The 23135-nt window shown below is 63.7% G+C and carries 18 protein-coding genes; 11 read left to right on the top strand and 7 right to left on the bottom strand.

Annotated elements, in window-relative coordinates; genetic code table 11:
* Positions 1-130 precede the first annotated feature (130 nt).
* Together JWQ90_RS12255 and JWQ90_RS12250 are read left to right on the top strand one after the other, a co-directional pair.
* Complete coding sequence (locus JWQ90_RS12255; protein ID WP_299694159.1) at positions 131-1660, top strand: acyl-CoA synthetase; 1530 nt, start codon at positions 131-133, stop codon at positions 1658-1660.
* 5 nt (positions 1661-1665) lie between these two features.
* Positions 1666-2646: an NADPH:quinone oxidoreductase family protein gene (locus tag JWQ90_RS12250; protein WP_299694156.1), complete on the top strand. Its 981-nt coding sequence runs from the start codon at positions 1666-1668 to the stop codon at positions 2644-2646.
* A 174-nt stretch (positions 2647-2820) separates the two neighbouring features.
* Here JWQ90_RS12250 and JWQ90_RS12245 read toward each other — a convergent pair whose 3' ends face one another.
* Complete coding sequence (locus tag JWQ90_RS12245) at positions 2821-4347, bottom strand: FAD-dependent monooxygenase (RefSeq protein ID WP_299694153.1); 1527 nt, start codon at positions 4345-4347, stop codon at positions 2821-2823.
* Between the two features lie 361 nt (positions 4348-4708).
* Positions 4709-5908, bottom strand: coding sequence for an acyl-CoA dehydrogenase family protein (locus tag JWQ90_RS12240; RefSeq protein ID WP_299694150.1), 1200 nt, complete (start codon positions 5906-5908; stop codon positions 4709-4711).
* 77 nt (positions 5909-5985) lie between these two features.
* Between JWQ90_RS12240 and JWQ90_RS12235 the strand changes: the two genes are divergently transcribed.
* From JWQ90_RS12235 to JWQ90_RS12210, 6 genes are all read left to right on the top strand, one after another.
* Entirely contained in the window at positions 5986-7131 is a 1146-nt protein-coding gene (locus JWQ90_RS12235) for an acyl-CoA dehydrogenase family protein (protein ID WP_299694148.1), read from the top strand.
* A gap of 130 nt (positions 7132-7261) precedes the next feature.
* The gene (locus tag JWQ90_RS12230; RefSeq protein WP_299694145.1) at positions 7262-8677 is read left to right on the top strand and encodes an aldehyde dehydrogenase family protein; all 1416 of its coding nucleotides are present in this window, start codon (positions 7262-7264) and stop codon (positions 8675-8677) included.
* 1 nt (position 8678) lies between these two features.
* Positions 8679-9644 carry an SDR family NAD(P)-dependent oxidoreductase gene (locus JWQ90_RS12225; protein WP_299694142.1) on the top strand — a complete coding sequence of 322 codons (966 nt, stop codon included), beginning with the start codon at positions 8679-8681 and terminating at the stop codon, positions 9642-9644.
* A complete protein-coding gene (locus JWQ90_RS12220) occupies positions 9641-10480 on the top strand; it encodes an enoyl-CoA hydratase/isomerase family protein (protein WP_299694139.1) in 840 nt (279 codons plus the stop codon). Before JWQ90_RS12225 ends, JWQ90_RS12220 begins: the two co-directional genes overlap by 4 nt.
* Entirely contained in the window at positions 10477-11499 is a 1023-nt protein-coding gene (locus tag JWQ90_RS12215; RefSeq protein ID WP_299694136.1) for an NADP-dependent oxidoreductase, read from the top strand. Before JWQ90_RS12220 ends, JWQ90_RS12215 begins: the two co-directional genes overlap by 4 nt.
* An 80-nt stretch (positions 11500-11579) precedes the next feature.
* Positions 11580-12677 (top strand): phosphotransferase family protein, encoded by a 1098-nt coding sequence (locus JWQ90_RS12210; protein WP_299694134.1) that lies wholly within the window; start codon positions 11580-11582, stop codon positions 12675-12677.
* 176 nt (positions 12678-12853) lie between these two features.
* Here JWQ90_RS12210 and JWQ90_RS12205 read toward each other — a convergent pair whose 3' ends face one another.
* The 4 genes from JWQ90_RS12205 to JWQ90_RS12190 form a co-directional block, all read right to left on the bottom strand.
* A complete protein-coding gene (locus tag JWQ90_RS12205) occupies positions 12854-14614 on the bottom strand; it encodes an amidohydrolase family protein (RefSeq protein WP_299694131.1) in 1761 nt (586 codons plus the stop codon).
* A gap of 309 nt (positions 14615-14923) precedes the next feature.
* Positions 14924-15301 (bottom strand): EthD domain-containing protein, encoded by a 378-nt coding sequence (locus tag JWQ90_RS12200; RefSeq protein WP_299694129.1) that lies wholly within the window; start codon positions 15299-15301, stop codon positions 14924-14926.
* 396 nt (positions 15302-15697) lie between these two features.
* On the bottom strand, positions 15698-16765 hold the full coding sequence (locus JWQ90_RS12195; protein ID WP_299694126.1) for an AraC family transcriptional regulator: 1068 nt from the start codon (positions 16763-16765) through the stop codon (positions 15698-15700).
* Between the two features lie 222 nt (positions 16766-16987).
* Complete coding sequence (locus JWQ90_RS12190; RefSeq protein WP_299694123.1) at positions 16988-18292, bottom strand: cytochrome P450; 1305 nt, start codon at positions 18290-18292, stop codon at positions 16988-16990.
* Positions 18293-18581: 289 nt separating this feature from the next.
* On the opposite strand from JWQ90_RS12190, the gene JWQ90_RS12185 reads away from it, so the two are divergent.
* Together JWQ90_RS12185 and JWQ90_RS12180 are read left to right on the top strand one after the other, a co-directional pair.
* Positions 18582-19448 carry a crotonase/enoyl-CoA hydratase family protein gene (locus tag JWQ90_RS12185; RefSeq protein WP_299694120.1) on the top strand — a complete coding sequence of 289 codons (867 nt, stop codon included), beginning with the start codon at positions 18582-18584 and terminating at the stop codon, positions 19446-19448.
* Between the two features lie 103 nt (positions 19449-19551).
* Positions 19552-20040 carry a DUF3237 domain-containing protein gene (locus tag JWQ90_RS12180; RefSeq protein WP_299694117.1) on the top strand — a complete coding sequence of 163 codons (489 nt, stop codon included), beginning with the start codon at positions 19552-19554 and terminating at the stop codon, positions 20038-20040.
* Positions 20041-20074: 34 nt separating this feature from the next.
* Here the strand turns inward: JWQ90_RS12180 and JWQ90_RS12175 are convergent, their stop codons facing one another.
* Positions 20075-21526 (bottom strand): coniferyl aldehyde dehydrogenase, encoded by a 1452-nt coding sequence (locus tag JWQ90_RS12175; protein WP_299694114.1) that lies wholly within the window; start codon positions 21524-21526, stop codon positions 20075-20077.
* 354 nt (positions 21527-21880) lie between these two features.
* Here JWQ90_RS12175 and JWQ90_RS12170 point away from each other — a divergent pair, with 354 nt between their 5' ends.
* Complete coding sequence (locus tag JWQ90_RS12170; RefSeq protein ID WP_299694111.1) at positions 21881-23110, top strand: acetyl-CoA C-acetyltransferase; 1230 nt, start codon at positions 21881-21883, stop codon at positions 23108-23110.
* Positions 23111-23135 lie beyond the last annotated feature (25 nt).

The raw sequence follows: 23135 nt of genomic DNA, 5'->3' as shown, positions 1-23135 counted from the left end.
AAACGAATCGCTGGGTTGGAACCGATGACACTTCCTCGGTCATCACCGTCCTGGCTTCCGACGGATCTAACCATGGCCCGCGCCGAGCCGACAACCGGTGGCGGCAACACGGTCCTTTGAGCCAATCGACATGCATCCCTCCGAACTCGCGCTGACCCAACCCGACAAGCCCGCGGTCATTCTCGGTGGCAGCGGCAAGGTCATTACCTATGCCGACCTCGATCGCATTTCCAATCAGGGTGCTCACCTGTTTCGTTCATTGGGTCTGAAAGCCGGTGACCACATCGCGATGCAGTTGGAGAACGGCGAACACTTCGTGCCCCTGCTCTGGGCTGCGCGTCGATCGGGACTGATCTATACCGCGATGAGCACGCATCTCAAGCGGGACGAGGTGACCTACATCGTGCGCAACTGCGAGGCCAAGGTGGTGATCATCTCGGCATCGCTAGGCGAGGTCGGACAGGCCGCGCGCGAGATCGTCAGCGAAGTTGCGCACTGGTACATGGTGGATGAGGTTGCGCCGGGTTTCGAATCCTGGGAGTCGGCTCTGGCCAGGCAACCGGGCACACCGATCGCGGACGAACAGAGCGGCATTCCGATGCTGTATTCGTCAGGCACGACCGGCCAGCCGAAAGGCATCATGCCGCCCTGGCAGCCGGGGCAGCCGGTGGGGCCGGTGCCGCAAGACATCGCGGGCCTGGCGCGTCTTTTCGGCTTCGACGGCAACACGGTGTACCTGTCGCCGGCACCGCTGTATCACGCGGCGCCGCTGATGTACGTCACGATGGTGACCTTGCTCGGGGGCACCTGCGTGATCATGGAAAAGTTCGATGCAGAGCGTTGCCTGGCTCTGGTCGAGCAGCACAAGATCACGCATGCGCAGTTCGTGCCTATCATGTTCGTGCGCATGCTGCAGCTGTCGGATGCGACGCGGCTGCGCTATGACGTCTCGTCGTTCAAGTACGCGATTCATGCGGCGGCGCCGTGCCCGCAGGACATCAAGCAACGCATGATCGACTGGTGGGGGCCGGTGGTCTACGAGTACTACAGCTCCACCGAGGGCGGCGGCTTCGTCTCGCTCAACAGCCAGGAATGGCTGCAGCACCGCGGCTCCGTGGGCCGGGCCATCGTCGGCGTTCTGCACATCGTCGGCGAAGACGGCCAGGAGCTGCCGGCGGGCGAGATCGGTACCGTGTACTTCTCCGACATCCGCACGCGCTTCGAGTACTACAAGGAACCCGGGAAAACATCCAAGGCCTACAACGAGCAGGGCTGGATGACCGTGGGCGACGTGGGCTACCTCGATGCCGACGGCTATCTGTACCTGTCGGACCGCAAGGATTTCATGATCATCAGCGGCGGCGTCAACGTGTATCCGCAGGAGATCGAGAACCTGCTGCAGATCCACGACGCGGTCGCCGACGTCGCGGTGTTCGGCGTGCCGGATGCGGAGTTCGGCGAAACCGTGAAGGCCGTCGTGCAGCCCCGCGACTGGTTGCGTGCCGGCCCGGAGCTGGAGAAGCAACTCATCGCCTATTGCCGCGAACGCCTCTCGCACGTGAAGTGCCCGCGCTCGATCGATTTCGACGCGCATCTGCCGCGTCTCGACAACGGCAAGCTGTACAAGAAGCAGATTCGCGCGCGTTACCTGAAGAGCTAGGCGGCATGCGGGCCATCGTCTGCTCGCAATACGGATCGCCGCAGGACTTGCGGCTGGTCGAGCTGCCGGACCCGGTGCCGGGACCCGGGCAGGTATTGGTCTCGGTGGCGGCCGTGGGACTGGGCTTCGTCGATGCGCTCCACGTCGCCGGACGCTACCAGCTGAAATGGCCGTTGCCGTTCACGCCGGGCTCCGAGCTTTCCGGCATCGTCGCGGGCATCGGCAGTGATATGCGGGGTCTCAGCATCGGGCAGCGCGTGCTGGGTTTCTGCGAGCGCGGCGCGCTGGCCGAGCAGGTGGTGCTCGCGGCATCCGTGTGCATTGCAGTGCCGGATCGGCTCGACGACGTGCAGGCCGCAAGCTTTCCCACCAGCTATGCCACCGCCCTGTTCGGCCTGCGCGAATGCGGCCGTCTGCAGGCGAATGAAACCGTCCTGGTGTTGGGTGCTGCGGGCGGTGTGAGCATGGCGGCCATCGACGTGGCCAAGGCCATGGGTGCGCGCGTGATCGCGGCTGCCAGCTCGCAGGCGAAGCGCGCGCTGGCTCTCGCACGCGGCGCCGACGAGGCCATCGACTACACGCAGGCCGACTGGCGCAACGATCTCAAGCAGCGTGATGGACTGGCTCGCGGCGTGGACCTGGTATTCGATCCCGTGGGCGGAAGCTATTCGGAGGCAGCGTTCCGTTCGCTGGCGCCGGGCGGGCGCCATCTCGTCGTCGGCTTTGCCGCGGGCGATATTCCGCGCCTGCCGCTGAACCTGCCGCTGCTCAAGCGAGCCTCGCTGGTCGGTGTCGACTGGGGCGGCGCCATGCGTTCCGATCCGGCCGCGGCAAAGCCGGTGTTCGATACCTTGTTCGAATGGATCGGCGAAGGGCGCATCAGCCCGCGCGCTGGCCAGGTGTACCGCTTCGAGCAGGCCGGCGATGCCTTGTCGGCCATGCTCGGCCGACAGGCCCAGGGCAAAGTCGTGATCGCGATCCGCTGACGCGGACGATCAGCCCTTGGTGGGCACCCAAAATGGGCCACTTCTGGCCGGGTCAAAATGCTCCACCGGCGGCTTTGTGCCAGAAGCTGCCGGTTCAGACTGACGCTTTTGGGGAATCATTCGCGTGCCTCGCGACTGAAAAAGTGGAAATCGCTCAGGGCTGGCGGGAGGTAATCAGGTATTGGAGCCAAACCACCGCCCAAGCGCCTGCTCCACCTCCTTATGATCGGGGTTTGCCTCGCTTGCCCAGGCAACGACACCATCAGGACGCACGAGCAACGCGCTGAGTCCCAGGCGATCCTTGGCATCCGTGGCGATGTAAGTGACGCGGTCGGTCCAGCGGCCGGCTAGTGATTGCAGCAAGGCGCACCCGTTGAAATCCAGCAACAGCCCGGTTCCCTTTGAGAGCAACTCGCCGAGCCGTGTACCGCCAATCAGATCGAAGTCGGGAGCGCTCCGGCCTATCAGTGCGTGATTGCCACTGAGGTCGTAGCGTAGGTTTACGCCCCACACCCGCCCGGCGAAATAGGTAGCGCCGTCGCGGGTTTCGATAAGGTCACGAATGATGGCTTCCAGCGCGCGCGTGCTGCGTGTAGGGCGCATGAGAGCGACCTGCGCGCGCGACCAGTCGAGGACTTTTTCGGCGATTGGATGTCGCTCGCTCCTGTAGGTGTCGAGCAAATCGGTGGGCGCGTGGCCGTGAACGGTGGCGGCAAGTTTCCAGCCGAGGTTCATGGCGTCGCCGAGGCCGAGATTGAGACCCTGGCCGCCGAGCGGCGAGTGCGTGTGAGCGGCATCGCCGGCGAGGAGGACCCGGCCCTTGCGGTAGTCGGTGGCAAGGTGGGCGCGGTCGGTCCAGGTGGTGGCGAGCTGGAGGGCGGTGACGGTCAGGTTCGTACCCGATATGCGACGCAGCACCGCTTGCACATGCTCGCGAGTGATGGGCTGCGTGCGGTGATAGGCGCCACCGTCGAAGTCGACCATGGCGATGGTGCCCGGCTGCTGGAAGGTATACATCCCGGTGCGCGTGTAATGGCGGCCGGGTTTGAGCGCGTCTGTATCGGCGAGTTCGACGAGGACGGAATAGCCGGTGAATTCCGGATCAGTGCCGCCGAACTCGATTCCTGCCGCCTTGCGTACGGGGCTGCGCCCGCCGTCACAGCCGACGAGCCAGCTTGCAAGGAAGGTTTCGCCACCGGCATATACGGTGACATTTCCATCTGATTGCTCGAAGCCGACGACGCCAACGCCGTGGCGGATTTCCACGCCCAATGCGCGGGCGCGGGCGGTAAGTACGGCTTCTATCTGCTGCATATCCACCGGCAGGCTGGTGCTGGCGGGGCTAGGCAGGCGGTGCAGCCATCGGGAGGTATCGACATTGTCGAGAAAGAACTGGATGCCGGCGAAGTGGCCGCCCGCGCGGCGCGCTTGCTGCATCCAGTGCGCGCCGCTGGGCGCGCTCGCGCCGGAGCCTTCCTTCGGGGCTTGCAGTGGTGCGAGCTGGTCGAGCAGCCCGCGGTGGTAGAAGGCTTCGATAGTGGGCGCGGAGAGACCGCGCAGGCCGAATGGAAGTTGCTTGAGCGGCGAGATCGAGTCTGGTGCCTGCTCCAGTACGAGGACGGAAAGCTTGGCCAGCCGAAGTTCGCAGGCGAGAAACAGGCCGACGGGGCCGGCACCGGCAATGATGGCATCGTAGATCATGAAACTGCTCCGAATAGAGGTTCACCGGAGCACCGTCGAACGACGACTTCACCCAGACGAACCCGAGGCGCAAATGCACCGGGGACGTCGTGGGATCTCATTGCGGGGCACGCAAAGGATAGAGCTTCCATCGCTGGAAGGGCTTGGGCCGACCACACCAAACCTGCCTTTTTCGACGGGACCAATTTACCACGATCCAGCTTCGGGCTTGAAGAAATGCATAGCCAAGGCGGCGCATTCAGTCTTGCACTTTGCGGCTCCAGGTTTTGCGCAGCCTGATGGTCCGCTATGGCTGAAAGCCGTCATCGCCAGAGCATTTTGACCCGGCTACGAGTGCAGCATCTTCAGGTGGCCGCCAGGGTCAGCCGGCTGCAGCCTTGAGCAGCGCGCGCCCCATGATGTTCTTCTGGATCTCGGTCGCTCCTCCGTAGATGGTCTGCGCGCGTTCGAAGAAATAATCCGTGGTTGCCACCGGTGCAAATGCGGGCAGGTCGGGAATGGCGTCGATCCAGTCAGCAGAGTTGCGATCCAACCACGGCAAGGCATTGGGGCCAGCAAGCTCGAGCTGCAGCTCGGTGACCTTCTGCGCAAGTTCGGTGGCCAGGATCTTGATGGCGGGCGCGAGCGTGATCGGCGCACTGGCTCCGGCGCAGAGCGCGCGCAGCACGGTCACTTCGAACACCGCCACCTGCGTTTCGCAGTCCGCGATCTTGTACATGAAGACCGGGTTGTCGGCGACGCTGCCGTCGCGCCACGGCGTCTGCGCGGCCAGCACGCGCAACTGGGCGAGATGCTGTTTCTTGCGCGAGACGTGGGCATACGACAGGCGCTCGTTGGTCAGCAGAAATTGCGCGTAGTGCCAGCCGCGGCCTTCGTCGCCGATGCGGTTGGCGACCGGTACGCGCACGTTGTCGAAATCGATCTTGTTGAGATGGTGGGAGCCGTCGATCGACCGGATCGGCGTCAGCGTCACGCCAGGCGTATCCATGCGAAAGCACAGGAACGAAATGCCGTCCTGGCGACGTTCTTCCTGGCTGGTCCGTACCAGGCAGAAAATCCAGTCGGCCCACTGTGCGAGCGTGGTCCAGATCTTGGTGCCGTTGACGACGTAATGATCGCCATCGCGCTCGGCCCGTGTGCGCAGACCCGCCAGATCGGACCCGGCCTCGGGCTCGGAGTAACCCTGCGCCCAGAAGCTGCGCGACTCCAGGATGTCGGGAAGCCAGTCGCGCTTCTGCCAGTCGTTGCCGAAGGTGTAGATCACCGGCCCCACGTAGATCACGCCCATCGGAATCACGTTGAGAGCGCCGGCGCGATCGAGTTCCTCCTCGAACAGATAGCGTTGCGTGGGCGACCATCCCGGACCGCCGAACTCCGCCGGCCAGTTCGCCGCGAACCAGCCGCGTGACTGCAATGCCTTCTGCGAGTCCGCATGGTCTTCGCGCGTCAGCGTCTGCCCGCTGCGCGCCTTGTGCAGCAGCGCCTGCGGATAGTCGTTCTCGAAGAAATGCCGTACCTCGGCACGGAAGTTCCGATCTTCGGCAGTCAGTGTCAGGTCCATGCGCGCAGTTGCAGTCCTATGGATTATGCGTACAACATATTACTTCATAAAACGCATAGTGAAGGTAGAAAACGCCCATGGATTTCGATGCGAGCCACGAGCAGCGCAGCCTGGCGGAGAACCTCGAACGCTTCCTGCGTGATCGATATTCCTTCCAGCTGCGGCAAGCTGCCGCTGCCTCGGCCGCGGGCTGGCGTCGCGATCTCTGGCAGTCGTTTGCGCAGGAACTGGATCTGCTGGGCGCCGGCTTTGCAGAATCGGTCGGCGGCCATGGTGGCGGCGCGATCGAAAACATGATCGTGATGGAAGCCTTCGGCCGCGCGCTGGTGATCGAGCCTTACTGGTCGACCGTCGTCGTCGCTGGCGGCCTGCTCAAGCACGCGGGCGGCGCCGTGGCGCGGCAGCGCATCGCCGACATCGTTGCGGGCCGGCATGTTTATGCGTTCGCTTACGCAGAACCGCAGGGACGTTTCGACGCATTCGACCTGGCCACGCGTGCGGAGCGCCGCGAGGGCGGCTGGGTCGTTCGAGGGCGCAAGAGCCTGGTGATCGACGCGCCGTATGCGACGCATCTGATGCTGGTAGCCCGCACGGCCGGCGCTGCGCGGGACCGCAGCGGCGTGTCCCTGTTCGAAGTGCCGATCGCCACGGACGGCTTGCGTCGCAGCGACTACGCGACGGCGGACGGCCGGCGTGCGTCGGAGCTGTGGCTGGACGACTGTGTGCTACCGGAAGACGCGCTCGTGGGGCCGCAGCACGAAGCGCTTCCGCTGATCGAACGCGTGCTCGATGAAGCCATAGCAGCCTTGTGCGCAGAGGCCGTCGGCTGCATGCGGGCGATGATCGATCAGACCATCCAGTACGGCCTGCAGCGCAGACAGTTCGGTCAGCCCATCGCGCAGTTCCAGGCCGTGCAGCATCGCTATGCCGATATGCACGTCGCCTTGGAGCAATCCGTCTCCGCGATGTATCTCGCGACGCTGAACCTGGAATCGCTCGAGGGAAAGCGGGCTGCGGCGGTCTCGGCGGCGAAAGCCATCGTCGGCAAGGCGGCACGTTTCATCGGTCAGAATGCGATCCAGCTGCATGGCGGCATGGGCATGACCGACGAGTTGGCGGTGGGCCATTATTTCCGTCGCGTCACGATGATCGACAGCCAGCTCGGCTCGGTCGATCAACACCTCGAGCGTTGGAATTCGAACGTGGCAGCGGCTGGCCGATAGCGATTCTTCGCGTCTCGAAAAATGCGGGTCGCCCGGTGGTTCATTCGGTCAATCCGGCTGTCGCCAAGAGCCATTGCGAGGGGTGGCGGGTATCGCGGACTCTGGCCTCTTCGCCCTGGAGGAGTCCGGCATGACTGACTACACGCGGTTTTATATCGATGGCGCCTGGGTAATACCCTTCGGCGACCAGCAGCTCGGCGTCGTCAACCCGGCGACGGAAGAGACGATCGCACAAATTTCGCTTGGCAACGTCGCCGACGTGGATCGCGCCGTCGCCGCAGCGCGCGCCGCGTTTCCCGCATGGTCGGAGACGAGCATCGACGAGCGGCGTCAGCTGCTCGAGAAGATCACAGCGCTGTTCGGCAGCCGCATGCAGGAGCTGGCCTTGCTGGTTTCCGACGAGATGGGAGCGCCGATCACGCTGGCCTCGTCGCACCATGCGCCGGGCGCCTGGGCACATTTCAAATATGCCGCAGAAGCCATGAAGACTTTTGTGTTCGAAGAGCAGCACGGCGCGACGCTGGTGCGCAAGGAGGCGGTCGGCGTCTGCGCGATGATCACGCCCTGGAACTGGCCGGCGACGCAGATCACCTGCAAGATCGCCGCGGCCCTCGCCGCGGGCTGCACCATGGTGCTCAAGCCCAGCGAGATCGCGCCGCTTTCGGCGCATTGGATCGCCGACATCCTGCACGAGGCCGGTGTGCCTGCGGGCGTGTTCAACCTGGTGGATGGCCTGGGTCCCGAGGTAGGCGAGGCGCTGGCGCGCCACGCCGATGTCGACATGATTTCGATCACCGGTTCCACGCGCGCGGGTGCCGCGGTGGCCAAGGCGGCGGCCGACACGATCAAGCGCGTTACCCAGGAACTCGGCGGCAAATCCGCGAGCATCGTGCTGCCCGAAGCCGACTTTGAGACAGCAGTGACGCAGACCGCGCGCAACTGTTTCGCCAACAGCGGCCAGACCTGCCTGGCGCCGACCCGGCTGCTGGTGCCGCACGACCGCCATGAGGAAGCCGTGGCCTTCGCCAAGGCGCTCGCGGAAAGCATCACCGTGGGCGACACCAAGGACCCCGGAACCTTCATGGGCCCGCTGGCCAGCGAGATGCATTTCGACAAGGTGCAGGGTCTAATCACCAAGGCGCTTGGCGAGGGCACTCGCCTGGTCACCGGCGGCGCCGGTAAACCGGCCGGCCTGGGGCAGGGGTATTACGTCAAGCCCACGGTGTTCGCAGGCGTCTCTAACGACATGACGATTGCGCGCGAGGAGGTCTTCGGGCCCGTGCTGTCGATCATCCCGTATTCCGACGAGGAAGACGCCATCCGCATCGCCAACGACTCGCCGTACGGCCTGGCGGGTTACGTCAGCGGCGAGCCGGCGCATGCGCGGCGCGTGGCGGCCCGGCTGCGCACGGGATACATCGTGGTGAACTTCAACGCCTTCGACATGGCCGCGCCGTTCGGCGGCTACAAGCAGTCGGGCAATGGTCGTGAATGGGGGGCGCACGGCTTCAACGAATATCTCGAGATCAAGTCCGTGATCGGCTGACATGCCGCGCACGGCTCCTGCCATCGTCAGAGGACCCTTCTCCAGGACCAGCACGGCAGAGGAAGCCGTCGCGGGTATCGACCTGAGCGGCAAGCTGGCGGTGGTCACCGGCGGCTCCGGCGGCATCGGCAGGGAGACTGCGCGCGTGCTCTCACAGGCCGGGGCGCACGTGGTGATCGGCGGGCGCGACGAGCAGGCGCTGCTCACGGCCAAGCGGGACATCGCGGCCATCTCCATGCATGCCCACGTCAGCGAGCATCCACTGGATCTGGTGTCGGTTCCGAGCATTCGCGCGTTCGCCAGCGCAGTGGCCTCGCTGGGACGAGCGGTGGATATCCTGGTCTGCAACGCGGGCGTCATGGCGGTGCCGCTGGAGCATGCGCCCTGCGGCATCGAATCGCAGCTGATGATCAACTGCGTCGGGCATGCGCTGCTGACCAGCCTGCTCAGTCCGATGCTGCGCCGCACCGCACACGCGCGGCTGGTGTATCTGACCTCGTCGGGACACCAGCTGTCGCCCTTGGTGCTCGACGATCTCAATTTCCGCAATCGTCCCTACGACAAGTGGAAAGCCTACGGGCAGTCGAAGACCGCCTGTTCGCTGTTGGCCGTCTACGTTGCCGGGCAGATGATGCGGAAGGGTGTCACGGCGATGGCGGTGCATCCCGGCGTCATCATGACCGCGCTGGGCCGCTCCCTTAGCGACGGCGAGCGCGAGGAACTGGCGAAGCGCCTGCATGGCGACGAGAAGACCATACAGGCCGGTGCCGCGACCAGCGTATGGGCCGCGACCGCGCCGGAGCTGGAAGGCCAACCGCCGGCTTACCTCGAAGACTGCGCCGTGGCCGAGGTGATCGATACGCCGAACTATCACTCCGGCGTGATGCCGTATGCACTCGACGCCGATCAGGCGACGCGCCTGTGGCGCGAGATGGAGCGGATGCTGGGCGAGCCGCTGCCGCTATGAGCACCGCGGCACCGGTTTTCGACAGCCTGCAATTGCATATCGATCGGGGCGTGGTGTTCGTCACCATCGCACATCCGCCGATCAACCTAGTGGATGCGGCGCTGCTGCGTCAGCTGCGCCACTTCGCCCGCTGGCTGGAGGGCGAAGCGTCGCTGCGCGTAGTGGTTTTCCAAAGCGCCGACCCCGAGTTCTTTCTCGCTCATGCCGACCTGGTGATGATTCGCGAATACGGCGAGTCGCCGATGGCATCGGCACCGCGCACCGGACTGGCGCCGTTCAACGAACTGGGCGAACGATTCCGCTGCATGGACAAGCTCAGCATCGCGCAGATCGAGGGACGCACGCGCGGCGGTGGCAGCGAGTTTGTTCTGGGCCTTGATATGCGCTTCGCCGCGCTGGGCAAGACTGTGCTGTCGCAACCCGAAGCTGCGCTGGGGTTGATGCCGGGCGGTGGCGCCACGCAGCGGCTGCCGCCGCTGATCGGCCGCGCGAGGGCGCTGGAAGTCATGCTCGGCTGCGACGATCTCAGCGCCGAGGACGCCGAGCGCTGGGGTTACATCAATCGCGCGCTGCCAGCGGACCAGCTGCAGGATTTCGTGCGCACGCTCGCCTATCGCGTCGCCTCGTATCCGGCCGGCGTGATCGCTGCCATCAAGCAGGCCGTCGATCTCGACAATCGTGTCGCGGATGGTCTTCTTGCAGAAGAGCGGCTGTTCGCATCGCTGGTGCGCGCGCCGCAGACACTTTCCAACCTGACCCGGGCGCTGGGCCGCGGCGTGCAGCAGCGCGAAGCCGAACTCGGCGACTTTCTCAAACTCTGTGAGCCGCAACCATGAATGCTGCAACGGTCAATCACCAGTGGCGAATCGCCGCGTTTCCGCAGGGCGAGGTGCGCGACGGCGATCTTCGCTGGTCCGAAAGCCCGGTGCCCGAGATTTCGGAAAACCAGATCCTGGTGCGCAACATCTACCTGTCTCTCGATCCCACCAATCGCCTATGGGCCAGCGGCGAGGAAACCTACCTGCCGCCGCTCAAGCTGGGCGACGTGATGCGCGGCAGCACGCTGGGCGTCGTCGAGAAGACACGCCATCCGCGGTTCCGTGAAGGCGACGTGGTGATGGGCGCTCAGGGCTGGCAGGTCTATGCGGTCAGCGACGGTTCGGACGTGTCGCGCCTGCCCCGGGACAATCGTCTGCCGCTGAAAGCCTACATGGGCGTCATCGGCAGCATCGGCCTGACCGCCTATTTCGGGCTGCTCGACGTCGGCCGGCCGAAGGCTGGCGAAACCGTGCTGATCTCGGCCGCCGCCGGCGCCGTGGGTTCGCTGGTGGGGCAGATCGCGAAGATCCAGGGTTGCCGCGTCGTCGGCATCGCGGGGTCCGAAGAGAAATGCCGCTGGATCGTCGACACGCTGGGCTTCGATGCCGCGATCAATTATCGAAGCGGCGATCTTGCGCAGGCCATCAGTCGAAGCTGCCCATCCGGCGTCGATGTGTATTTCGACAACGTCGGCGGCGACATCCTGGATGCCGCGATGGGCGCGCTCAACCTGTACGGCCGTATCGTGGTTTGTGGACTGATTTCGCAATACAACGCCGCTTCGCCGCAGCACACGTTCTCGAACCTGACTCACTTCCTGATCAAGCGCGTGCGAATGGAGGCATTCATCGTGCTGGATTACCTGGCGCGTGCGCACGAAGCCTACGCCCCACTGACGCAGTGGCTGCAAGAGGGGCGCATCCAGTATCGCGTGGACATCATGAAGGGACTGGAGAACGCGCCGGCGGCGCTGGCGAAGCTGTTCGATGGATCCAACCAGGGCAAGCAACTGCTGTTGATTTCTGATGAACCCTGAAGTCGCAGCAGCCGCACCGGCGTCGCCAGCCGTCGCCGGTCGCCTCTGAAACCCGATATTTCTGAAGGAGACGGACTGACATGAGCACGCAAGAAGACAGCTTGCAGGGAACCTTTGGCGAGGCCATCAAAAACGCGAAGGCGGCGATGGCCAGGGTCGACGAGGCTCGCCTGCGGCGCTTCATCCAAAGCCAGCCGGACGTGCGCGAACTGGGCTCCATGAGCCCGCTGTCGTATCCCACAGGCGGCGCCGGTGCGAGTAACGGCATTGCGTTCTTCACGGCCGAGATCGATTGCGGCAATGGCCTGCAGGCTATGGATCTGGTGCTGCGTTATTCGCCCGGTGTGACTCTGCTCAAGCAGAAGAGCTTCGCGGACGAGTTTCTGACCGTGCGCGCCGTGCATGCGCTCGGCCACTTGCCGGTTCCGAACGTGCTGTGGCTGGACGCGGACGGTTCGCGGGTCGGCTTCGCCAGCTACGTGATGGAGCGGGTCGTCGGCGATGCGCCTTCGGGTCCTATGTATTCGGCCGGCCCGCTGGCCGACGTGACGCCGGAGAAGCGCAAGGAAATGATGCTGGAAGCGGCCGGTTTCCACGGCCGGCTGCGCAAGGCCGCGATCGGCCCGGTGCAGGTACCGCACCTGGCCCGCCGCGGCACGGGCGCCAATGCGATCGAGCAGGAACTTTCGTGGTGGGCGAAGGAACTGCAGCTGGTCATTCCAGCGGACGATCCCAAGGCGGTTCAGGTTGCCGGCTTGTATCGCTGGCTGATCGAACATCAGCCCGAAGCTTATTCACCCAACCTCGTCCATGGCGACGCGCAAATCGCCAACATGATGTTTCACGACGGCCACATTGCCGCCGTTCTGGATTGGGAGCTGTCCTATCTGGGGCACAATGAAAGCGATCTTGCGCTGGTGGTCTTTCTGACCGAGACACACAAGGTCATCGACAAGCATGTCGACGGCACGCCGACCGAAGAGGAATACATCGAGCGCTACGAACTGGAAAGCGGGACAAAGGTGCAGCACTGGGAATATTTCAAGCTGCTGAACATGTACCGCATCCTGTCCGTCGTGCTGCTGTCGCGGCCCTTCATGCCGAACTTCGAGCCGTACTGGGCCTACAACGTGGGCTATCTGGACCAGGCCTGGAGTCAGGCTCGCCTGATCGCCTGATCGCCTGATCGCGAGCCATCCTCTTGCTGCGGGGCGATCGCGCAAGACGGAGCTGGCTGGGCTTGAGACTCGCTTTTGCAGCCCTGACAAGGGACAAGACGCCCGCAATACGGCTTGGTTTCCGCCGGCTTGACCGGTCGACCGATGGACATCGGCCGACCGGAGCCTTCCATCGATTACGCGGCGAATCGCGCCGGCACGTAGAGTCTGGAGTCCATGTCCGCACCGGCGTTGCCGACGATGCGGCCAGGGAGCGCGCCCGTGGCCACGTTGTTGTGGAAGATGGGATGCCCGTTCACCAGAATCCACTCGATGCCCGTAGGCTTGCAGACGCGGCGCCAGTCGCCGTCGGGAAGATCGTTGGCGATTTCGTACTTGCCGTGCCGGTAGCTCAACTTGTCGAAGTCGTAGATGACAAGATCGGCCGCGTAGCCTTCCATCAGCGCGCCGCGGCGATGCAGGCCGAGAACGCGCGCCGGCAGATAGCTGAGCTTGTAGTGAATCTCTTCCAGGGTCATCTGCTTGGATTCACGCACCATCCACATGATCAGGTCGGTCGCGTATTGGCCTCCCGCCCAGAACTTGACGTGCGCGCCGCCGTCGGAGGTTCCCGGCAAGGTGCGACGATGCTTGAGTACACGTGCGCTCTTGGTGGTGTCGGTGCTGATGGCGTCCGGCAGAACGAAGTCGGCTTCCATCTTCGTCGCGACCAGAATGTCCATGAACAGATTGGTGATGTCGGTGCGCCCCAGTGCCTTGGCGACATCGCCGATGGTCTTGCCCTGATGCTGTGCAAAGGGTTCGGCACCGTAAACGTCGTTGAGGATATAGGTTTCCAGCGGGCCGCCGGCTGCAGCAAGTTCGACCGGATCGTATTTTGCCGCCAGCTTGGCGCGATACTCGGGATCGGCTGCCATCTGCAGCTTCTTCTCGCGGCTGCCACAGGTGCTGAATTCGCGCCACACTGCCGAGATGTCCCACATGTTCCAGTCGGGCGCCTTGAACTCGTTCCAGCCGCGCATCGTCAGCGTCTGCGAGAACACGGAAAGCCCTTCGGACTCGGCCTTGTCCATCAGCGACAGAACTTCCTCGTGATACGTCGGCAGGTAGTCGTTGACGATGGTGACGTTGTGAATCACCGGCCGCTTCGATACGCGGGCGACTTCCAGTGCAACCTCGCCGAAGCGGGCGCCGGGCGTGTCGACCAGCGCCTGTACCGAGCCTTCGCTGCGGTCGCGCAGCACTTCGGCGAGTGAGTAGGCTTCTTCGGCCTTCATGATGTCCGTCGGCATCGGTGTGCCGTCGTAGTCCACGTGCGTGTTGTGCATGCCTTGATAGGAGAACGCGAAGCCCAGCGCGCCGGCATCCATCGCCCGGTTGAGGATGTCCTTCATCTGTTGCCGTTCCGCGGTCGTGGCCGGGCGCGATTTTGCGGCCTCGATGCCCATGACATAGATCATCAGCGGATTGAGCGGCAGATAAGTTCCGATGTTGACGCCGATGGGAACCCGCTTGAGATGATCCATCCACTGCGGGAAGGTCTCCCAATCCCAGCCCATGGCCTTGCGCATGGCGTTGATCGGAACCTGCTCGGTGTTTTCCATCATCAGCATCGTGCGATCACGATCCGCGATCTTGACCGGCGCGAAGCCAAACCCGCAGTTGCCGATGACGTTGGTGGTAACGCCGTGCCAGCCCGAGTTGGTGCAGTAGGGGTCCCAATGAATCTGCGCGTCGTAATGCGTGTGCGTGTCGATCACGCCGGGAGAGACGATGCGGCCTGCGGCGTCGATCACCTTGCCTGCGCCGACGGTGCTCACGTTGCTGCCGATCTGCTCGATGACACCGTTTCGGATGCCGATGTCGCCGACGAATCGTGGCATCTGAGTGCCATCGACGATCGTGCCATTCTTGATGACTACGTCAAAACCTTTCATGACTGCCTCCAGTGTGTGATATGACGTCCGTTCTTGGAGCGAACATCATTTTGCGTAAACTATTTAATCATAAAAGACGCAATATAGAAAGTTGGTCTGTCAGTTCCTATGTGTGGCGTAGCACGCGGCATTCGCAGCGCTTGCTGCTCGCAGTCGGCTGCCGTTACCCCAGTGATGGTTCGATGAGTTGTTATCCAGTGCAGCGGGCAGGCTCCGCGAGACTCGAACGGGCCTTGGCGCCAACGGGAGAGCGTAGTGCTCGCGCTCTTCACATACCTTCGTTTATCGCGCCGAACGGCGGCAGGTCGATCAGTCCGCGCGAGGGATGATCGCCCGCTCCTCGCACACGAACAGGGGCGATCGGGAAAGGTCGATGAAGCGCTTTTCGTCTTCCAGCAGCGCGATGCCGGCGGCGTGGGCGGACCGGTCCTTGATCGTTAGCAGCAGGGCTTCGGCGGACCGGTAGTAAAGCTCGGCAACACCGTCGTAAGCCGCCGGGCCCTTTCGTCCACGATTGAGCAATTCGTCCACGGGATGCGCCAGCCCATGACTTTGGACGTACTTGATCAGGCCCGTCGTTTCCGCGTGCTGACGCACCAGCGGGGCGTGCTTCCCATACCAGTAGTCGAGGAAGTCCTGGTGACTCAGGGCTTCAAGACGGTGAAGACAAAAGACGATCTTGAACATTTCAGTCTGGGAGCGGATCGAGACCGGCGAATCGACCGACGCAGCGTTCAAGCGACGTGGCGGTCACCCTAGTGACCTGTAACAGAGGAATCGATAGCGCCTGGCCGCGTCTCGTGCGCCGATGCCGCGTTGCTCGTCGTCGCCATAGCTACGGCTATGGCTCCTTCTCGCGCCTTGCCTCGTCGCACGATCCATCGGCCATGCTCACTACCTTTTCCTCTGTTACAGGCCACTGGTGGCCTGTAACAGAGGCTTCGGAAGCGCCTGTGCGCGTCTCGTGCGCCGATGCGGCGTTGTTCGTCGTCGCCATAGCTACGGCTATGACTCCTCCTCCCGCCTTGCCTCGACGCACGAGCCATCGCCCATGCTCACTACCGAACTCTCTGTTACAGGCCACTAGATGTGTCTCGGCGCCAGCGCGGCGCGTGCCACCGACTGCCGCTGCGATTCGGCATAAGTGTGCGGCGTCACACCGTTCCAGCGCTTGAAGGCCCGTATGAACGCGCTGGCCTCGGAGAAGCCCGAGCGAAAGGCGATTTCCTCTACGGAAAGGGCATGCTCTCTCAGGTAGTACTCGGCTGCCTCGCGCCGCACCTGGTCCTTGATGTCCTTGTAGGTGATGCCCTCGACGGCAAGCCGCCGGCGCAAGGTCTGCGGATGCATCTTGAGCTGTGCTGCCAGACGCTCGAACTCCGGAAGTTCCGGCAGGTAATGGCTCACCAGATCGCGCAGCCGTCCGGCCCAGCTGGCGGCGCTGCGCTCCGCGTCGAGAAGATCCAGCGATCCGTTGTCGAGGAACTTCTCCAGCGTGCGCTCGTTCTGCTGGATGGGCTTTTCCAGCAGCTGGCGTTCGAAGCGAAAACCGGCACGGGGTCGGTCGAAGAAGATCGGGCTGCGCTGGAAAAGCCAGCCGTACTCGGTCTCGTATTCGGGCCGCGGGTGCCGGAAGGTGACCGACTTGAGCGGAACCGCTTCGTTGATGAGCCATCCGGTGAAGCGATGGATCGTCGACAGGCAGAGTTCGTAGGCGAAAAGCTCGTATTCGGAGTCGGCTGCCCTCGGGCAGGCCTCCACGACGGCATCCTCGCCTTCGATCACCAGCCGGGTCTTGAGCCCCCAATCGAACAGCGAGTAAATCTTGCAAAGCCTGCCCAACGCGTGACCCATGGGGCCGGGGTGCACGGCGGCCCCGCAGGCCGCAGACCACAGGCCGAGCTTGTGTGGTTGGGGCGCATATCCCAGGGATTCGTCGCGCATTTCCTGCATCGTGAGCTTCTGCAGCATCGCATAGCTCTCGACCGTTACGCGCGCATCCTGCTGGGTCAACAGAGGCTCGGCGATGTTGCTTTGGGCCAGCAGCCGCCTCCAATCGTAACCGCGCTCCTGCGCCTTCTTGATTGCGCTATGCACGAAACAGATCGAGACCAGGGGCCGATCGATACGTTCGTTGACGACTTGCCACATACAAGCTCCTCCGCGTCGCTGCAGCGCGCTGGTTTTATAATATATGACGTAGAAAAAAGTATAGACGGCTACGCATTATAAATACAACCGGTATTCCTGGCGATCGGTTGCGAAGCCCTGGCGACCCCTATTCCGGACACTGAAGGGATGCCCGCTTTCGCCGGTCGCGCCGAAAGAGCCCATCGCCGGACAGCGCGACGGCCCTTTTGGAACGTGGCGGGGCTACTTGAACCGGCAGCGGATCGGCAGCGTCTTGGGACCGCTGACAAGCGGGGACTGCCCGGTCTTGGGCGTTCCGTCCAGTTCCAGCGAGGCGATGCGTGGCAACAGCTCCTCCAGCAGGACACGCATCTCCAGCTTGGCCATGTGCTGGCCCAGGCAGGCGTGTGCTCCGAATCCGAAAGCCAGATGCCGGTTGCTGGTGCGGTCGACCCGGAACGAGTACGGGTCCGGATACACCTCTTCGTCGAAGTTGCCGCTGTAGTAGGACAGCATCAGCCAGTCGCCCGCCTTGATGCTGCTTCCGCGCAATTCGTAATCCACCACTGCGCTGCGCATGAAGTGCTTCACGGGCGTGGTCCAGCGGATCGCCTCGTCCACCAGGCCTGCAATGAGCGAGGGGTCGGCCTGCACCTTGGCGAGCTGCTCGGGGTTGTTGCACAGCTCCCAGATCGCGCCCGCGGTGGACGCCGACGTCGTGTCATGGCCAGCGGTGGCCAGGATCACGTAGTAGCTCGCCGCTTCGAACGGTTTGATAGGAGCGCCGTCGATGGTCGCGTTGGCGATGACGGTTGCCACGTCGTCACGCGGCTCGCGGCGGCGCGCCTCGGTGATGCCGTTGAAGTAGTTTCCGAAATCCGCAAGGACCTGCTGCAACACCTTCACCGCCTTGGCCGGATCTTCCATCTCGGCCGCGGATCGTCCCATGTCGGGATCACGTGCGCCGAACAGTTCCTGCGTCAGCTTGAGCATCAACGGCTCGTCTTTTTCCGGCACGCCCAGGATCTCCATGAGGACATGCAGCGGATAGTGCAGGGCCACATCCCGGACGAAATCGCAGCGCTCGCCGCCGGCCACCATGCGGTCGACGAATCCTCGGGCGATGCCGCGCAATTTCTCCTCGTAGCGACGAACGCTGTTGGGACTGAACCAGGATTGCGTGAGCATCCGGTACTTCATGTGCTCGGGCGGATCCATGTTGACGAGATTGCGCACCATATGCGGCGAGCCCCCGGTCATGCGTCGGATATTTTCATCCACGCCCTTGGCGATCAGGATGGTGGACAAGTCGCCGTTGTGAAACTTGTCGTTCTGCCTGCTGATCTCCTGGATGTCGGCATGCTTGGTGACCAGCCAGAATGGCGCGTAATCGTCCAGCACGACCTTGCCCAGCGGCTGATGCTTGCGTAGCCAGGAGAAGCTCTCGTGCAGAAGCGCATGCTGGCCATAGCTCCTGGGATCGACGATACGGCGGGCATGGGCTTCTGGCACCAGCGGCGAAGTTTCGATGACGGCGGACGATGACATTCGGAATCCTCGGTTGGGGTCGCGCCCTGTTATTCATGCGACCGGCGAAGCGGGCGCCCATCAGGACTCTGACCAGGTGGCGGTCTGCGGCGCGATCGGAAGCGCCGAAGCCATCATATGTCTTAAAACGCGTAGAAGAAAGTAAAAAAATATACGCAAGATGTAACTTCCTGCTCCGTAACGTCAGGTCTATCGGTCTGTATCGACGCGTCATTGCCGCGGCGGGCCGGTTTGCAACAATCGCAAGTCACGTGGGGCATCGCCCCGCTCAAGTGAAGGACGACAGAGCGTGGCCAGACAGTTTGAAACCTTGCTGTACGAAGTCGAGGCGGGCATTGCAACGATCACCTTGAATCGCCCCGACCGGCTCAATGCGTTCACGGCCGGCATGATGTCGGACCTCATTGCCGCCTTCGACGCCAGCGATGCCGACGACGCCGTGCGGGTCGTGATCGTCACCGGCAGCGGACGTGCGTTCTGTGCGGGTGCGGATCTTTCGGACGGGCCAGACGCGCTCAACTTCTCCGACGGAGCCGACGGTGGCCCGGGAGAAGTCCAGCGGGATGGCGGTGGCCAGCTAACTCTGCGGATTTTCAAAAGTCTGAAGCCGGTCATTGCCGCCGTGAACGGCGCTGCCGTCGGTGTCGGCGCGACGATGCAGCTGGCGATGGACATTCGGCTCGCATCGGTCAATGCGCGCTACGGATTCGTATTCGCGCGTCGCGGCGTGGTACCCGAGGCCGCCTCCAGCTGGTTCCTGCCGCGCATCGTCGGCGTGGCGACGGCGCTGGAATGGTGCTTCACCGGGCGCCTGTTTTCGGCGCAGGAGGCACTGGCCAACCGACTCGTCAGATCCCTGCACGAACCCGCCGATTTGCTGCCGGCGGCGCACGCCATTGCCCGCGAGATTGCCGACAACACCTCGGCGGTGTCGGTGGCCCTGACGCGACAGATGCTGTGGCGCATAAGTGCCGCCGAGCATCCGATGGTGGCGCATCGGGTCGACAGCCGTGGCATCCATTTCCGTGGCCAGTCGGACGATGCCCGCGAAGGCATCGCGTCGTTCCTGGAAAAGCGTGCGGCCGTATATCCAGACCGCGTGTCCGCGGGCTTGCCCGATATTTTCGAGGGGCTGACCGAACCCTCTTTCGCGTGAAAGATCTGAAGGGGCGCGAGCACTCGCTGGCAGCAAGGGAAATCGCGGCGCTCAAAGCGAATGACGGCTCTGTGTTCGCAGCGAACTATCGGAGTGATACCCCATGAAGCTGGAGCCCCTGTTTCGCATGCGGGTCGACCTGGGCAAGCGGCACGTGATCGGCCAGACGCCCAAGGGCACGCGCACCGTGTGGGCGCTGGCCGGCGGCGAGGCCAGCGGCCCTGGGCTGCAGGCGACGGTCGTCCCCGTTGGCGGCGAGTTCGAGCTGGTCGATTCCGATGGCTGCTATCACCTGGACGTGAGACTGGTGCTGCGCACGCATGACGGCGCCAACATCTTCGTGCAGTACTTCGGCGTGGCGGAGCGCAATGCCGAATCGGATCGCCTGATCGGCCTGGGCACGCCGGGAGATTTCGGTACGCAGCACTTCTTCACGCAGCCGCGTTTCGAATCGGGCGGCGACGCCTATCGCTGGCTCAACCGCGTGGTCGCCGTCGGCGAGGGACGCATGCTGGCGAGAAGCGTCGAGTACCGCGTCTACCAGTGCATCGCCTCGAAGTCGGGTACGCCGGGAAGTGTCAGTCCGTTCTGAACGCCTCACGCCGTACCGCTTCGGGCACTTGCGGCTAGATCAGGCGACTAATCAGCCATTTCTTGAATGTCGTGAATGGCGGCCTGGCGAAGCGATCGGTGCGGAAGCCTTTGCGATGAAAGATCGGTTTCATCTTCGACAGGGTTTCGAAGCCCTCGGGGCCATGGTAGTGCCCCATTCCGCTCGCACCGACGCCGCCGAAAGGCAGATCCTCTACCGCGCAATGCACGAGGGTGTCGTTGATCGACACGCTACCGCAGACCGTGCGCTTCATGACCCTGTCGATGGTGGCGGACGAGCGTGTGAACAGGTAAAGCGCCAGGGGCCGTGGCCGCGAATTGATGAAGGCGATTGCGTCGTCCAGGCTGTCGTATGGCTTGATCGACAGAATCGGGCCGAATACCTCGTTCTGCATCAGCGCCGAGTCGTCGGCCGGGTCGATCGCGAGCACCGGCGCCAGCTTGCGACTGACCGGCGAGATCTTGTCCGCAGCGAACAGGGAGACGATCTCGGTGCCGCTCGCACGAGCGGCGCTGAGGTAGGATTCAAGCCGGCCCAGGTGGCGCTGATTGATGATCGAGGTGTAGTCGCCGCTCGCCGTGCCTTCGGGGAACATCTGCTGCGCGACTTGCTGGCAAGCCCGGGCGAATTCCTTGACCAGAGCGCGCGGTACCAGCGCGTAATCGGGCGAGATGCAGATCTGTCCGGCGTTGAGCAGCTTGCCGAACACGATGTCCTTGGCGGCTTCCAGTACCACCGCGTCGGGAGCGACCAGCGCCGGTGATTTGCCGCCGAGTTCGAGCGTGACCGGCACTAGATTGTCGGCGGCTACGCGCATCACGTGGCGGCCGACGTCGGTGGAACCCGTGTACACCAGATGATCGAAAGGCAGGGCCACGAAGGTGCGCGCCACGTCGACGTCTCCCGGGCACACCACGACCTGCTCGGGCGGAAAAGCTTCCGCGACGAGCTTGCGAATGACGTCGGAGGTAAGCGGAGACAGTTCGGAAGGCTTGATCATCGCCCGGTTGCCTGCGGCCAGTGCCCCGATGAGAGGAACCAGCGACAGCTGCACGGGAAAGTTCCAGGGCGAGACGATGCCCACGATTCCCAACGGCTGCGGTAGCACGTAGGCCCGACCGCTGCCGAGTTCCAGCGGCACGTGGCGCTTGCGCGGCTTCATCCAACGACCGAGGCGCCGTCGCGTGTAGCGCAGGTTGTTGAGTGTGACGATCACTTCGGAAAGCACGGCCTCCTGCTCGCTGCGTCCGCCGAAGTCCTGCGACAGCGCGCTCACGATTTCGGCGCTGTGCGACACCAGCACCTTCTCCAGCCGATCGAGATCCGCTTTGCGGTGGGCGAGGTCCGGGAACGGCGCCAGGTTGAATGCGTGGCGCTGTGCGGCCAGCGCCGACCTGAGGCTGTCTTGCGCCGGGGCTTCGACTGATTGAGACGAAGCGGCAACTGCATATGCGACAGTTTGCATGTTCATGTCCTCCGGCGGATATAGGAGTGGAAGCGGCCAGGCCAACACGGGTCTGGCAGTGCACGCGCCAGCCAGCCTGGACGTGTTCGTCCAACCCCAGCACTTCGCGCTCGATGTTGCGCGGCAGTATCAAAACCTGCGTGGCGACCGCGCAATGGCGGGGCTGTACAGATCGATTGACCTCCGGCGACTCCAGCGAAAGCCGAGAACATCCCGCCCTCCCGCCGAAAGTCTCGCGCTGTCGATCAAGCTGTCCATTTGGGTCAAGGGCAAGCCCGGGCCGCGGTGCAATACTCGATTCGCTCCGGCGGTGCCGATGGCGCGTCTTCAACTCAACTGATAGAGGATTAACACATGCGTGAAGCTTGGATCATCGACGCCGCCCGCACGCCTCGCGGCATCGGCAAAGTCGGCAAGGGAGCGCTGGCCGGTGTTCATCCGCAGCGACTGCTGTCCGCCGTGCTTCGCGCGCTGGCCGAGCGCAATGGCCTCAACACCGAAGAAGTGGACGACGTGATCGCGGGCTGCGGCACGCAGGTCGGCAAGCAGGGTTCGTGCATCGCGCGCATGTCGGCGCTGGACGCGGGGTACAGCTACGAATCGACGGGATTCTCGCTGGACCGCTTCTGCGGGTCGGGGCTCACCGCGGTGAATCTCGCGGCGATGGGTGTGCTATCGGGCTTGCAAGATTTGGTGATCGCGGGCGGTGTGGAGTCGATGTCGTACGCCACCACGCAGCCTGGCTTCGCGCTGCTGGATTCGGGCAACCTGCACCTGCGCAAGCTGGTTCCGCAGCCGCACCAGGGCATCTGCGGCGATCTGATCGCGACGCTGGAAGGCTTCAGCCGCGACGACGTCGACCAGCTCGCACTGGAAAGCCAGCGCCGCGCCAATATCGCCATCCAGGAGGGCCGCTTCAGCCGCAGCCTGATCCCGGTCTACCACGACGACGGCAGCCTTGCGCTGAGCCACGAGGAGTTCCCGCGGCCGCAGACGACATTGGAAGGTCTGTCGCAACTCAAGCCGGCGTTCGCCGCGATGTACGAGCGCGAACTCGATGAGAGCGGTGTGAGCTATGCCAGGCTCGTCCGCGAAACGTATCCGGACGTGAAGATCAACCACGTGCACCACGCCGGCAACAGTTCGGGCGTGGTGGACGGCGCCGGTGCCCTGATCATCGCGTCTCCCGAATATGCCAGGGCTCACGGCCTGAAGCCGCGGGCGCGCATTCGCGCCGCCGCTACTGCCGGAAACAGCCCTGCGCTGATGCTCAATGCGCCGGGGCCCGCTGCGCGCAAGGCGCTCAAGCAGGCCGGCATGTCGGTGAAGGACATCGATCTGTTCGAGATCAACGAGGCTTTCGCGGTGGTGCCTCTCAAGTTCATGCGCGATCTCGATCTGGACCCGGCCATCGTCAACGTCAACGGCGGCGCCATGGCGCTGGGCCATCCGATCGGTGCGACCGGCGCCATCATCCTGGGCACACTGCTCGATGAAATGGAGCGCCGCAATCTCACCACCGGCCTCGCCACTTTATGCGCGGCGGGCGGCATGGCGCCGGCCACCATCATCGAACGTTTCTGACCGATTCGTTCCGGAGATCTGCTGC

Origin of the sequence: Hydrocarboniphaga sp., from assembly GCF_028291725.1 — a bacterium.
Classification (GTDB): Bacteria; Pseudomonadota; Gammaproteobacteria; order Nevskiales; family Nevskiaceae; genus Hydrocarboniphaga.
This window is presented reverse-complemented; position numbering and strand designations above follow the sequence as displayed.